At 66.4% G+C, this 13,019-nt stretch carries 13 protein-coding genes and 1 pseudogene; 9 read left to right on the top strand and 5 right to left on the bottom strand.

Going from position 1 to position 13,019, the window contains the following annotated elements; all coding sequences use genetic code 11:
• Nucleotides 1-182 precede the first annotated feature (182 nt).
• The 6 genes from trmB to ABFX29_RS06750 all read left to right on the top strand — a co-directional run bounded on the left by trmB (nucleotide 183) and on the right by ABFX29_RS06750 (nucleotide 4,514).
• A complete protein-coding gene (trmB, locus tag ABFX29_RS06775) occupies nucleotides 183-1,037 on the top strand; it encodes a tRNA (guanosine(46)-N7)-methyltransferase TrmB (protein WP_152226000.1) in 855 nt (284 codons plus the stop codon).
• Nucleotides 1,038-1,143: 106 nt separating this feature from the next.
• Complete coding sequence (locus tag ABFX29_RS06770) at nucleotides 1,144-1,605, top strand: GatB/YqeY domain-containing protein (RefSeq protein WP_152225998.1); 462 nt, start codon at nucleotides 1,144-1,146, stop codon at nucleotides 1,603-1,605.
• A gap of 100 nt (nucleotides 1,606-1,705) precedes the next feature.
• Nucleotides 1,706-2,416 carry a hypothetical protein gene (locus ABFX29_RS06765; protein ID WP_246167243.1) on the top strand — a complete coding sequence of 237 codons (711 nt, stop codon included), beginning with the start codon at nucleotides 1,706-1,708 and terminating at the stop codon, nucleotides 2,414-2,416.
• Nucleotides 2,409-2,705, top strand: coding sequence for a transcriptional regulator (locus tag ABFX29_RS06760; RefSeq protein ID WP_152225996.1), 297 nt, complete (start codon nucleotides 2,409-2,411; stop codon nucleotides 2,703-2,705). Before ABFX29_RS06765 ends, ABFX29_RS06760 begins: the two co-directional genes overlap by 8 nt.
• A 28-nt stretch (nucleotides 2,706-2,733) precedes the next feature.
• Nucleotides 2,734-3,696, top strand: a complete 963-nt coding sequence (locus tag ABFX29_RS06755) for an ABC transporter ATP-binding protein (RefSeq protein ID WP_152225994.1) — start codon at nucleotides 2,734-2,736, stop codon at nucleotides 3,694-3,696.
• Entirely contained in the window at nucleotides 3,693-4,514 is an 822-nt protein-coding gene (locus ABFX29_RS06750; protein WP_152225992.1) for an ABC transporter permease, read from the top strand. The genes ABFX29_RS06755 and ABFX29_RS06750 overlap by 4 nt, the downstream gene beginning before the upstream one ends.
• Before the next feature lie 140 nt (nucleotides 4,515-4,654).
• Here ABFX29_RS06750 and ABFX29_RS06745 read toward each other — a convergent pair.
• The 5 genes and pseudogenes from ABFX29_RS06745 to ABFX29_RS06725 all read right to left on the bottom strand — a co-directional run.
• A pseudogene (locus ABFX29_RS06745) lies at nucleotides 4,655-5,041 on the bottom strand (heat shock protein transcriptional repressor HspR); the annotation flags it as partial.
• Nucleotides 5,042-5,116: 75 nt separating this feature from the next.
• Nucleotides 5,117-6,106, bottom strand: coding sequence for a DnaJ C-terminal domain-containing protein (locus tag ABFX29_RS06740; RefSeq protein WP_211372335.1), 990 nt, complete (start codon nucleotides 6,104-6,106; stop codon nucleotides 5,117-5,119).
• Between the two features lie 98 nt (nucleotides 6,107-6,204).
• Nucleotides 6,205-6,822: a nucleotide exchange factor GrpE gene (locus tag ABFX29_RS06735; protein WP_152225988.1), complete on the bottom strand. Its 618-nt coding sequence runs from the start codon at nucleotides 6,820-6,822 to the stop codon at nucleotides 6,205-6,207.
• A gap of 2 nt (nucleotides 6,823-6,824) precedes the next feature.
• Nucleotides 6,825-8,705 (bottom strand): molecular chaperone DnaK, encoded by a 1,881-nt coding sequence (gene dnaK, locus ABFX29_RS06730; protein ID WP_152225986.1) that lies wholly within the window; start codon nucleotides 8,703-8,705, stop codon nucleotides 6,825-6,827.
• Between the two features lie 190 nt (nucleotides 8,706-8,895).
• Complete coding sequence (locus ABFX29_RS06725; protein ID WP_152225984.1) at nucleotides 8,896-9,342, bottom strand: flavodoxin family protein; 447 nt, start codon at nucleotides 9,340-9,342, stop codon at nucleotides 8,896-8,898.
• A gap of 174 nt (nucleotides 9,343-9,516) precedes the next feature.
• Here ABFX29_RS06725 and ABFX29_RS06720 point away from each other — a divergent pair, with 174 nt between their 5' ends.
• The 3 genes from ABFX29_RS06720 to ABFX29_RS06710 are packed head-to-tail and all read left to right on the top strand — an operon-like array spanning nucleotide 9,517 to nucleotide 13,019.
• Nucleotides 9,517-10,320, top strand: a complete 804-nt coding sequence (locus ABFX29_RS06720; protein WP_152225982.1) for a methyltransferase domain-containing protein — start codon at nucleotides 9,517-9,519, stop codon at nucleotides 10,318-10,320.
• A 51-nt stretch (nucleotides 10,321-10,371) separates the two neighbouring features.
• Nucleotides 10,372-10,881, top strand: a complete 510-nt coding sequence (locus tag ABFX29_RS06715) for a low molecular weight protein-tyrosine-phosphatase (RefSeq protein WP_152225980.1) — start codon at nucleotides 10,372-10,374, stop codon at nucleotides 10,879-10,881.
• The gene (locus tag ABFX29_RS06710) at nucleotides 10,878-13,019 is read left to right on the top strand and encodes a chorismate-binding protein (RefSeq protein ID WP_152225977.1); all 2,142 of its coding nucleotides are present in this window, start codon (nucleotides 10,878-10,880) and stop codon (nucleotides 13,017-13,019) included. Before ABFX29_RS06715 ends, ABFX29_RS06710 begins: the two co-directional genes overlap by 4 nt.

Raw genomic sequence — 13,019 nt, 5'->3', positions numbered from 1 at the left:
AGATTACGGGCGGGACAAAAGAAAGCGTTCATCGACGCAGGTTGCGCTGCTTACACACGCGGCTTTTAGGCGCGGCAGTCGCAACAACTTCCCCCAGTTTACCGGATCGGTCCCAGTTACCTAATTAGGGGTGCTTACGGCGGACACAGTGAAGTGCCGGCACACGGTTAGCATTAACAGTGATGACTACTGACCCAGCCCTGCCCGTTTCCGACGCTGCCGACGGGTCCGAGAGCCCTGATTCCTTGCATTTCCGGGCCCCGGTGTCCTTTGTCCGCAGGGGTTCGCGCCTGCAGGGACGGCGCCAGCAGGCCTGGGACGAGCTCTCCGATGTTTTCGTCATCGACGTCCCCCGCGTGCATTCGGACACATCAGTGGATCCGGACTACGTGTTCGACGCCGAAGCCGCCTTCGGCCGCAAGGCTCCCCTCGTCGTCGAGATCGGTTCGGGCCTCGGCGAAGCCATCACGCACGCGGCGGAACAGAATCCGGACAAGAACTTCCTCGCTGTTGAGGTCTACCTTCCCGGCCTTGCCCAGACACTGCAGCGCATTGGCCAGAAGAACCTGACTAATGTGCGGGTGGTCCAGGCGAACGCTCCCGAAGTCCTCACCACCATGCTGCCGGCCGGTTCCGTTGACGAACTCTGGGTCTTCTTCCCCGACCCCTGGCACAAGACCCGGCACCACAAGCGCCGCATGGTCAAGGACACCTTCGCCGAACTCGCTGCCCGGGCACTAATGCCCGGCGGACTGTGGCGGCTGGCCACGGACTGGTCCGACTACGCCGTCCAGATGCGCGAGGTCCTGGACGCCTCTGCGCAGTTCGAAAGCCTGCACCCGGGCGAGCGCTCCGGTGCGGAGAGTCCGCTAACCCAGGTCCGTGCCCAGGGGCTGGAAGGCAAGGAAGCCTCCGACGACGCCGACACCCGCGGCGGCTGGGCCCCGCGCTTCGACGGCCGCATCCTCACCAGCTTCGAGAACAAGGCGCACCAGGCCGGCCGCCTCATTTTCGACCTGACGTACCGTCGCATCTAGTTCTGCAGCCGCACCCGGTGGTACTGAGACAGCACCGCTTAACCACATCCCCGAAGGCGTCCGGTTGTACCGGACCGCAGCGGGAACCAACGCGAAGGAACAGGCGATGACCCTGAAAGAAAAGCTCCAGGCAGACGTGACCGCCCACATGAAGGCCGGGCGAAAGCTGGAACTGACCACAGTCCGCAACGTCCTGGGCGAAATCGGCACCCGCGAGAAGTCCGGGAAGACCCCTGTCGAGCTGACGGACCAGGAGGTCGTCTCGCTTTTGCAGAAGGAAGCAGCCAAGCGCCGCGACACTGCCCGGATCTACACGGAGGCCGGCCAGCAGGACCGCGCTGACGCGGAAATCGCCGAGGCGGAAGTGATCGAGGCGTACCTGCCTGAGGCGCTGAGCGAGGAAGACGTCACCGCGATCGTGGACAGTGTCATCGCCGAGCTGAAGGCCGGCGGCACCGAGCTCAGCATGCGCTCCATGGGACAGGTCATGAAACCGGTTACTGCGAAGGTTGCAGGGCGGTTCGACGGCAAGGCCGTCAGCGACATCGTCCGTTCGCGGCTCGCCTAACGGCCCGGGCCGCAGCATCCCGGACCGTCTGGTCCGTAAAACAGAACCGCATACGGGCGGCCTCTTGTGCCGGAGTGGTTTGTAGTGCAAACTACTTTGCATGAGCAGACATGAAGCGGGAGCGCACCTCTCGGCCACACCGAAACAGTCCACGGAACACCCGGACTCCGCGGCCGCGGAAGAGCTGCCCCTTGACCTGCACTCAGCACTTCGAGTGGTGCAGGACGCAGAACGTTCCGCCCGCCGGGGCCTGAGCGGCAACACCGCCCTGGTGTATCTGCTCTGGGGCGCCACCTGGATCATCGGATACGGCACACTGTGGGGAACGCAGCAGGGCTGGCTTCCCCTTGAACCGCCGGCCGCGCTGCTCGTCCTCGGGACCGCGCTGGCAGTCGCCACCGTCTCCACCATTGCCATCTTCTTCCGCAGCAGCCGGGGCCTGCGCGGACAGTCAGCGTTCCAGGGCGGGATGTATGGCGCCGCCTGGGCACTCGGGTTTACCGTCATGGGCGGACTGAGCGCCGTCATCGGCAGGGCGGTCGAGGACTTCTGGCTCCGGGGCCTGCTGATCAACTCCATAGCGATCCTCATCGTCGGGCTGCTCTACATCACCGGCGGGACAACCTTCAACGACCGCGCACAATCCTTCCTGGGCATTTGGCTGCTGCTCGTCACGGTTGCCGCGCTGGTCTCCGGCCCGGACCATTTCCTCGCCGTCTTCCTTTTCCTGGGCGCCACCGGCCTGCTGGCCGGATCCGCCGTCGAATACCTGCGCACCCGCAGGCAGCGGAACGGCGGGGCAGATGCCTGAACTGGACCCCGTTATCCACGCCGAATCCCGCCTGCGTGCGCTCACCACCCTCAATGAAGTCGGCGAGAACAACCAGATTGCCTTCACCAAGCTGCAGAAAATGCTGGAGATGACAGCCGGCAACCTCTCCACCCACCTGCGGAAGCTTGAAACCGCCGGCTACGTGGAAGTCACCAAGACCATCGAAGGCCGCACGCCCGCCACCTATGTGGGCATCACACCCGAGGGGAAAGCTGCCTACGCCCGCTACCGCAAGAACCTCCAGGATTTGCTCTCAGGCCTGGCCTAACCGCCGCACCAACCGCAGGAGCCCCATCATGACCCTTCCTTCCCGTCCTTCCAGCGAAGTCCTCTCCGGCGCCTACGGCGTCCGCAAAAGCTACGGTCCGGTGTCCGCCCTGGACGGCGTTGATTTCACCGTCACCGCCGGCGAGACGGTCGGCCTGCTGGGACCCAACGGTGCGGGCAAGTCCACGCTGCTGAACCTGCTCAGCGGACTCCGCCAGCCGGACTCCGGCCGCGTCGAACTCTTCGGCCGTGATCCGCGGAACCCGCAGGCCCGCCAGCAGCTGGGCACAACACCCCAGGCGACCTCGGTACCCGCCACCCTGCGGGTGCGTGAAACAGTGGACTTCGTCGGCTCGCACTACGCTAACCCGATACCCACGGCCGAGTTGCTGGACGGGTTTGGACTGGGCCCGGCAGCGGGCAAGCAGTGCGGCGGCCTGTCCGGCGGGCAGCAGCGCCGCCTGCTGGTGGCCCTTGCCCTGGTGGGCAGGCCCCGGCTGGTGATCCTGGACGAGCCAACCACCGGGCTGGACGTCGAAGCACGGGAGAACCTCTGGGAACGGCTGGCGGATTACCGTGCCGGGGGTGGAACACTCCTGATCACCAGCCATTACCTCGATGAAATCCAGACCCTGGCCAGCCGAGTCGTTGTCATCAACAGCGGCGCCGTTGTGGCAGACGGCCAGGTTGACGAGATCCGCAGCCGGGTCAGCGTCAGCCGGGTTTCCTTCCACACGGCCCTGCCGGCGTCGTTCTTCGAGTCCCTGCCGGACACAGTGTCAGTGAACCTGTCACCCTCCGGTGCCACCACGGTCCTGACGCACGACGCCGACGCCACCGTGCGCACGCTGGTGCAGGACCAGCTGGATTTCCGCGGGCTCGAGGTCCACGCCGCGAGCCTGGAAGAAGCATTCATTTCCCTCACCCACTCCCCCGCCGGAGGCGACCCGGTCCCGCAGGGCCGCGCCATGGACAGGAAGGCAGCCCGATGAGTGCCACCGCGGCAGTGCCCCGCCACGTTGAAACCCCCGCCAACAAACCGCTCTTCGCCCTGATCCGGATCCACACCCGGGCCCAGGTGCTCGAACAACTGCGGATTCCGGTGGCGGTGCTGTCCTCGACGGTTTTCCCCACCCTCGCACTGGTCTTCTTTGTACTGCCGCAGACTGCCGTGACATCCAACCCACAGGCATCGCTGATGTCGATTGCGCAGCTCGCGGTCTTCGGCGTGATGAGTGCGTTCCTGTTCAACTACGGAATCGGTGTGGCCGAGGAACGGGCGAACCCGTGGAGCAGCTATGTGCGCACGCTGCCTGTCGGGGCTTTCCCCGCTACCGTGGCACGCGCCGTGACGGCCATGATGTTCGCCTTCTTCGCGCTGATTCCGGTTCTGGCGGTCGGAGCCACCACCACCGCCGGCCTGCAGTTGTACACGGACGGAACCCTGTCCTGGTGGCGGATACCGGCGTCCGTGGCGGTGTGGCTGCTCTGCGGCCTGCCGTTCCTGTTCCTGGGCCTGCTGATCGGCTATCTATGCACCTCGAAAGTGGCCATCGCGCTCACTCAGGTGGTCTTCTTTCCGCTGGCTTTCGCGGGCGGAATGATGCTTCCCCCGGCCATCTTCTCCCCCGGCCTAAACGCGTTTTCCCAGTTCCTGCCCTCACGGGCGGCACGTGACATTTCAGTCTCGGCGTTATCCGGTGCGGAACTGGCACCGACGTCGGTCATGTGCTTCCTTGCCTGGACCGTCCTGCTGTGCGCGGGGGCGGTTTGGGCCAACCGGAGGGACCAGGGCCGCCGCTTCCGCTGATTGCCCTAGTTGGCGCGGAAAAAGTCGCCGCGGTCGGCGGTATAGCCAAGTTCGGTCTCGACCGCGGCACCCTTGCCTGCCGGCAATGCCATCACACGGCGCCTGCGGGCCACCAGCGCTGCAAGACCTGTGCGTTCGGGAGCCTTGGAGGCGGGCGGGCGCTGCCCCCGGGAGAGAGTGACGACGTCGCCGGCGAGGCCGGCCGCGAACACCCGCCCCATGTCGGTGCTGCGCTGCTGGACCTGGTCAAGTTCGGCGGAGAGCTGGTCCACGCGCTGCCGGAGACCGTTCACCTGCTGCTGGAGCTGCATGATGCGCTTGATGCCTTCAAGCGAGACGCCTTCCTGGGACAGGCGCTGGACCTCCCGCAGCATCTCGATGTCCCGCTGCGAGTACCGGCGGGACCGGCCGGGTGCCCGGCTGGGGCTGACGATGCCCAGCCGGTCGTACTGGCGGAGCGTCTGCGGATGCATGTCCGCCAGTTCTGCGGCGACCGAGATCACGAAGATCGGCGCATTGACGTCGATGCCCACTGCCCTCCCCTTCGTTTCCCTGGTGTTCCCGTTATATTAGCCGCGTGCCCGGCGGGCGCGGCTGATGCGCTAAAGGCGTGCCTTGGCCGCGAGCCCCGCCCGCGGGTCCTCGCCCTTGGTCGCGTCCGCGAAGGCCTCCACCGCCGCCTTGGCGTCCTTGTTCAGATGCGAGGGAACTGCGACGTCGACTGTCACCAGCAGGTCGCCGTTGCCCTTGGAGGTGTGGACGCCGCGGCCCTTGACCCGCAGTGTGCGGCCGGACGGTGTGCCGGCCGGAACCTTGAGCTTGACCTTGTCCGCGGTCAGCGTGGGCACCTCAATGGTGGCGCCCAGCGCCGCCTCCGGGAACGTAATGGGAACGTGGATGCGGATGTTGTTCCCGTCCCGGACAAAAAAGTCGTGCGGGGTGACGTGCACGGTGACCATAAGGTCGCCGTTGCCGGCAGCGCCCGGCATCCCCTTGCCGCGCACCCGGATGCGCTGGCCGTCCTTGACCCCGGCGGGAACGCGGACTTCGACCACTTCGCCGCTGGGTTCGCGCAGTCCAATCACCGTTCCGTTGATGGAACCGGCGAAGGAGATGGTGGTACTTGCCGTGCGGTCCGCGCCCTTCTGGGGCGGTGCGGAGCCGAAGCCTCCGCCGCCGAAACCGCCGCCGCCAAACAGGTCGGCGAACTCCGGCGGGATGTTGCTTCCGCCGGTGCTGTACGTGGTGCGGCGTGAGCGCCCGGAGGACTGGTTGAACAGTCCGCCGAAGATGTCCTCGAATCCCGCGCCGCCGCCGGCGGGTCCGCCTCCGCCGCCTGCGGAGAACCGGGCACCGCTGCCCATGGCCCGGATGGCGTCGTACTGCTGGCGTTCCTCGGCGTCTGAGAGCACCGAGTAGGCCTCGGAGACGTCCTTGAACATCTTCTCCGCGGACGGATCATTCTGGTTCTGGTCCGGGTGGTACTTGCGGGCGAGCTTCCGGTACGACTTCTTGATGTCGGCGTCGGAAGCATCCTTGGGAACACCCAGAATCTTGTAGAAATCCTTGTCGACCCAATCCTGGCTAGCCAATTGGTGTCCCCTTCCTGTGTCTTGCATAAACAACGCTTAGGCCTGCTCCGGTGCGGAGCCGCCAGGGACCGCCTTTCGGCGGCCCCTGGCGTAAAGTGCTACTGCTCCGGAACGGAGACAATCACCTGTGCCGCACGCAGCACCCGCTCGTTCGCCTTGTAACCGGTGCGCAGGATCTGCGTAACGGCGTCGAAGGTGACATCGGAGCTCTGCTGCTGGATCAGTGCTTCGTGGATGTTCGGATCGAACTCCACTCCGGTCTCGTCGATCCGGCTCAGGCCGTAGCCCTTGAGCGTGTTTTCCAGTTTTACGGCGATCGAGGCGAAGGGCCCCTCCGCGAGGTCGCCGTGCTGGCGGGCAGCCTCGATGTCATCCAGGACCGGCAGGAGGGAATTGAGCATTCCGACCACTGCCATTTCCCGGGCGACGTCGCGGTCCCGCTCCACCCGGCGGCGGTAATTCACGTACTCGGCCTGCAGCCGCAGCAGGTCGTTGCGCAGTTCCGCCGCTTCCGGGGATCCAGCAGCTGCGGGCGCCTCGGCACCGGCACTGTTCAGGATCTCCTCCGCCTGTGACAGGGCGTCGCCCTCGGCGCCGCCCTCCGCGGCGGGCTGGGCGCCCGCCTCGGAGGATCCTGCCTGCTGTGACTGGGGGTCCAGGTTTTCCTCGGGCTCGTTGCCCGGGGTCTGGTTTCCGTTCGCGTCCTCAGCAGCCATGGCTACTTCTTTTCTTCGTCATCGACGACTTCGGCATCCACGATGTCTTCGTCGCCTGCAGCAGAACCGCCTGCACCTTCGCCTGCTGCGGAACCGCCCTCAGCGCCGGCACCCGGGTCACCGGCTGCCTGGGCCTGGGAGTAGATGGCTTCGCCGAGCTTGGTCTGGGAGGCCTGCAGCTTCTCGAACGCGGTCTTCACCTCGTCGTCGTTGTCGGTGCCTTCCAGAGCCTTCTTCAGCGCATCGACGTCGCCCTTGACCTCGGACTTGACGTCCTCGGGCAGCTTGTCGTCGTTGTCGGTGAGGAGCTTGTCCACCGAGTAGGCCAGCTGTTCAGCGGAGTTGCGGACGTCGGCTGCCTCGCGGCGCTTCTTGTCCTCCGCAGCGTGCTCTTCGGCTTCGCGGACCATGCGGTCGATGTCTTCCTTGGAGAGGGAGGAACCGCCGGTGATGGTCATGGACTGCTCAGCGCCGGTGCCCTTGTCCTTCGCGGAGACGTGGACAATGCCGTTGGCATCGATGTCGAAGGTGACCTCGACCTGCGGCACGCCGCGCGGAGCCGGAGCAATGCCGGTCAGCTCGAAGGTGCCCAGCGGCTTGTTGTCCCGGGTGAACTCACGCTCGCCCTGGAAGACCTGGATGGCAACCGAAGGCTGGTTGTCGTCCGCCGTGGTGAAGGTTTCGCTGCGCTTGGTCGGGATGGCCGTGTTGCGCTCGATCAGCTTGGTCATCACGCCGCCCTTGGTCTCAATGCCCAGGGACAGCGGGGTGACGTCGATCAGCAGCACGTCCTTGCGCTCACCCTTCAGGACACCGGCCTGCAGCGCTGCGCCAACGGCCACAACCTCATCCGGGTTCACGCCCTTGTTCGGTTCCTGGCCTCCGGCCAGTTCCTTGACCAGCTCGGAGACGGCCGGCATACGGGTGGAGCCGCCAACCAGGATGATGTGGTCGATGTCCGAAACCTTGATGCCGGCTTCGGAGATGACGTCGTTGAACGGCTTCTTGGTGCGGTCCAGCAGGTCCTTGGTCAGGTCCTGGAACTTGGCCCGGGAGAGGTGCTCGTCCAGGTGGACGGGGCCTTCGGGGGTCACCGAGAGGTACTGCAGGGAGATGTTGGTGGAAGTGGCCGAGGACAGTTCCTTCTTGGCCTGCTCGGCTGCTTCCTTCAGGCGCTGGAGGGCAATCTTGTCCTTGGACAGGTCGGCACCCTTGGCCTTTGCCTGGCTCAGCAGGTAGTCGACGATCCGCTGGTCCCAGTCGTCGCCGCCGAGGCGGTTGTCGCCGGCCGTGGCGCGGACCTGGATGGTGGAGAAGTCGTCTTCGTCCTTGCCGACTTCCAGCAGGGAGACGTCGAAGGTGCCGCCGCCGAGGTCGAAGACCAGGATGAGTTCGTCTTCCTTGCCCTTGTCCAGGCCGTAGGCGAGCGCTGCGGCGGTGGGCTCGTTGACGATGCGCAGGACGTTCAGCCCGGCGATCTCGCCGGCTTCCTTGGTGGCCTGGCGCTCGGCGTCATTGAAGTAGGCCGGGACGGTCACGACGGCGTCGGTAACCTTTTCGCCCAGGTATGCCTCGGCGTCGGCCTTGAGCTTCTGCAGGATGCGGGCGGAGATTTCCTGGGCGGTGTACTTCTTGCCGTCGATGTCCACGTTCCAGTCGGTGCCCATGTGGCGCTTGACCGAGGAAATGGTGCGGTCGATGTTGTTGACGGCCTGGCGCTTGGCGATCTCGCCGACCAGGACTTCACCGGACTTCGCGAAAGCAACAACCGACGGGGTGGTCCGGCCGCCTTCGGCGTTGGCGATAACGGTGGGCTCGCCGCCTTCCAGGACGGAGACAACGGAGTTGGTGGTTCCGAGGTCGATACCTACTGCACGTGACATATTTGCTTCCTCTTTCCTTGGAAATCGATGGCCGCTGCTTGGATGCTCTCGGCAAAAAATCAGTCGGAGCATCCGCTGCGCCACCCGTAGCGCATATTGAGCGTTCTGCACTCAACTTTACTCCGGGACAGCTTTTTGTCAACAAAGTTGAGTGCCATCGACTCAACTCTTTGAACCTTGTGCGGACTCCTCAGCCGCCCACCGCGTGGAGCAGGGAACGCCCCCAAAACTGTGCCTTCTCGACCTCCCCGGCCAGCAGCGGCCCTTCCGTTCCTTTCACGTAGAAGGGCTGCGGCGCGGCAACTATCTCCGCCCCGCGGCGCCGAAGTTCATCGGAGAGTTTCCCTGCGGCGTCGCCGTGGATGAACAGCCGAACCCGGGTGTCGAAGGCAGCCGCACGCACTCCCTGAAGCTGGTCCGGCCCCAGCGCCTCCAGCGCGGCCGAAATGATGGGGGTCGGCCGCCAGCCGTTGATCGGACTGCCCACTACCAGCAGGTCTCCCTCCCTCAGGGTTTCCGGGCGGAAGGCCGGGACCTGCGCGGCTTCTCCGTCCACCTCTTCAAGGGAACCGGCGATCGCTTCGGCTATGCGGCGCGTATTGCCGTAGGCGGAGTCATAAAGGACAACGGCCTTCATCCGGGTTCCTTCCTGTGCGCCTGACGGTTCCATGAAGGCACCGCCGCCGCAGTACGCACAAGGGGTTACCGGAATCGGCGTTCCGGGCAGCGGATTCCGCCCGATATGACACAGCATGACCCGCAGCGCGCGCTGCGGCAGATTTTTGGGGCCAGGTCCGCGTATCGTCCTGCTATGCCTCAGGACACGTACTCGCATGGACACCACCGCAGCGTAGTGAACGCGCATGCCACCCGCAGTGCCGCGGATTCTGCTGCCTACCTGCTCCCGCACCTGCAGCCCGGACTGCGCGTCCTCGACGTTGGATGCGGGCCCGGCAGCATTACCCTGGACCTCGCAGCACTCGCGGCACCGGGCCTGGTCACCGGGCTGGACCGCTCGGAGGACGTGCTGCTTCAGGCCCGCGCCCTCGCGGCCGAGCGCGGTGCGGACAACGTGGAGTTCCAGCCGGGGAACGTCTACGACCTTGATTTCCCGGACGACACGTTCGACGTCGTCCACGCCCACCAGGTACTCCAGCACCTGACGGACCCGGTGGCCGCCCTGCATGAAATGCGCCGCGTCACCCGCCCCGGCGGACTGGTGGCAGTGCGCGACGCCGACTACCGCGCCATGAGCTGGTACCCGGAGATACCTGAACTGCAGGAGTGGATGGACACCTACCAGCAAATTGCCCGGGGGAACCGGGCCGAACCCGATGCCGGCCGCAGGCTGGTTGCCTGGGCACTGGAGGCGGGGTTCACCGATCTCGAGCCGTCGTCGTCGAATTGGCTCTATGCAACCGACGAACGCCGCCGCTGGCACGCAGGGGCCTGGGCGGACCGGGTCCTCTACTCTGCCTACGCCGAACAGGCCGTGGAACGGGGCCTTGCAACGCGGGAAGACCTGGCCAGGATCGCCGAGGGCTGGAAGCGCTGGGCGGACTCTCCGGACGGCTGGTTCCTGATGCCCAACGGGGAACTGCTGGCCCGGGCGTGACGGGCCGCCGCTGAGGGAGGATGCCCGCACGGTGCTGGGTAGGCTGGGAGCATGTACCGAATCATCACGGTGTGCACCGGCAACATCTGCCGCTCGCCCATGGCACAGTTCAGCATTGAGCGCGCCCTGTCCGAAGCCGGGCTTGGAACGCAGACCGCAGTGGACTCCGCCGGTGTGACGGGTTGGGAAGCCGGACGTCCCATGGACCCCCGCGCCGTGGACGAACTGCTGAAGCACGCCTACCCGGCACCTGCCGTGGACAGTTTCCGGGCACGCGCCTTCGAGGCCGGCTGGTACGGTTCCCGGGATCTGGTACTCGCCCTCGACTACGGACACCTGACTCATATGCAGGCCGAAGCGCCGCCCGAAGACCAGCACAAAATCCGCATGCTTCGCAGCTTTGATCCTGCCGCCGCGAATCTTCCGGCCAGCGAGCAGGGCATCGAAGACCCCTGGTACGGGGACATGTCCGACTTCGACTCTTCCTACGCCCTGATCCAGGCTGCCGTTCCGGGTGTGGTGGAGCACGTCCGCGCCGCCCTGGCGGACCGCAGCAGATGACTGCTGCCGCCGGGCGCCCGCTGCTGATCGGCGTCGACGGGTTTTCCGGTGCGGGCAAAACCAGCCTGGCGCTTGAGCTGGCCGCCGTCCTGCGAGCCCACCGCTCCGTGGCAGTGTTCCACTTGGAAGACGTGTATCCGGGGTGGGACGGACTGCGGGAAGGCATGGAGTACTACCGCCGCGAAGTCCTGGCCCCGCTTGCCCTTGGGCAGGAGGCGAGCTGGCAGGCCTGGGACTGGGAAGCCGGATGCTATGACCAGCGGCGGCGGACCGAACCGGCCGAGATCGTCATCCTTGAAGGTGTCGGGGCCGGGCACCGCGCCGCTCGCGCCCTGCTCGATGCCGTGGTGTGGGTGCAGGCTCCGCAGGAGCTCCGCAAGGAACGGGCCCTGGCCCGCGACGGTGAGACGTACGCGCCGCACTGGGACCGGTGGGCCCGGCAGGAGGCCGCCTGGGCTGCCGCCGACCCGGTTGCCGATGAAGCAGAAGTCCTTCTATCGAGCGGTCCCGCCCATTTCCCGCTCCACCGGTACGTGCTGCGCGCACTGCAGTCACTTCCGCTTCCTGCTCCCGGCCTGGGCCTTCCCCAGCCCGGACCGGCAGTCTCCGTCCACACGGTGCAGGGGGCACCGGATCCGCAGGCACTTTTCACCACCCTGTTCGGCGCCAGCCCCAACGCCGTGTGGCTGGACAGCTCCGACGCCGGTGCCGCCGGTGCCGGGGGAAGCCCGCCTGAACGCAGCAGGTTCAGCATCATGGCGGACGTCGGCGGGCCGCTGGGCCGCCATGCCCTCCATTCATCCGGGAACACCCGGGTGGCCTGGGGCCCGGTGACCGTGAACGTCCCCGGCCCGTTCTTCCGCTGGCTGGATTCCGAGTGGGGCACGCCTCAGGTGCCTGTCCCGGACTCGTACCCCTGCCCATTTGCCCTCGGCTGGATGGGAGCGCTGGGCTACGGACTAAAACGCGAAACGGGTTCTGCAGCCGCGGGGACGGCAGGCCCGGGCCAGACTCCCGCAGCGGACGCCGCTCTTGTCTTCGCTGCCCGCGCTGTAGTGCTGGACCATGCCCGGGGCCAGGCCCATTTACTCCTCCTGCACGATCCGGACCTGGAAGAGTCCGCTGCAGCCACCGGCCAGGGCAGCGCCGCCGCAGCAGGCGTCCCGGAACCCGGCACGCCCAGTGCCCGCTGGCTCCAGGAGGCGCGGAACGCCGTCGAGGGTGCCCGCACCAGTGCCACCCATGTGTCCCGCACCGCCAGAATCGACAGCCCGAACTTCACCTTCCGTGACAGCCGTGCAGGATACCTGGCCAAGGTCCGCCGGGCCCAGGAGGAGATCCGGGAAGGCAACAGCTACGAAATCTGCCTGACCACGGCGCTGGAGGCTTCCCTGCCGGGCCCCTTGTCCCCTCAGCAGGTGCTGGAGCTCTACGGTGCGATGCGGCGCCGCAGCCCTGCCCCTTTTGCATCGCTGCTGCGGGTGGGCGGCACGGCACTCCTTGGCACCTCGCCGGAACGATTCCTGCGGATCAGCGCCGGCGGGGACCTTCGCGCTGAACCCATCAAGGGCACCCGGCCGCGGGGAAGCACACCCGCCGAGGATGAAGGACTCCGCAGGGACCTGCTGGAAAGCACCAAGGACCGGGCGGAGAACATCATGATCGTTGACCTGATGCGCAATGATCTCTCCCGGCTGGCCGTTCCCGGAACAGTGACGGTCCCCAGGCTCTGCGTGGTGGAAAGCTATGCCACGGTCCACCAGCTGGTCAGCACCATCGATGCGCGGCTTGCCCCCGGAGCCAGCCGGGCGGAGGCCGTGGCCGCCGCGTTTCCCGCCGGATCCATGACCGGCGCGCCCAAGGTCAGCACCATGGAGATCCTGGATCGGCTCGAGGCCGCTCCCCGCGGGTTCTATTCCGGGGTGCTCGGCTACTTTTCACTGACCGGCGCCGCCGATCTCTCGGTAGTGATCCGCACGCTGGAGCTGCGACCGGACGGATCCGGGGGAACGTCACTCAGCCTAGGCGTCGGCGGGGCGGTGACATCCGGGTCGGACCCTGAAACTGAATGGGAAGAGGTCCGGACCAAGTCCAGGGGCGTACTCGGTGCGCTGGGTTCGGCGGTTCCCGCCGGGTAA

It is taken from the genome of Arthrobacter gandavensis, from assembly GCF_039528575.1.
GTDB classification, from domain to species: domain Bacteria; phylum Actinomycetota; class Actinomycetes; order Actinomycetales; family Micrococcaceae; genus Arthrobacter_B; species Arthrobacter_B citreus_B.
The sequence above is the reverse complement of the archived record's forward strand: the minus strand, read 5'-3'. Positions and strand labels throughout refer to the sequence as shown.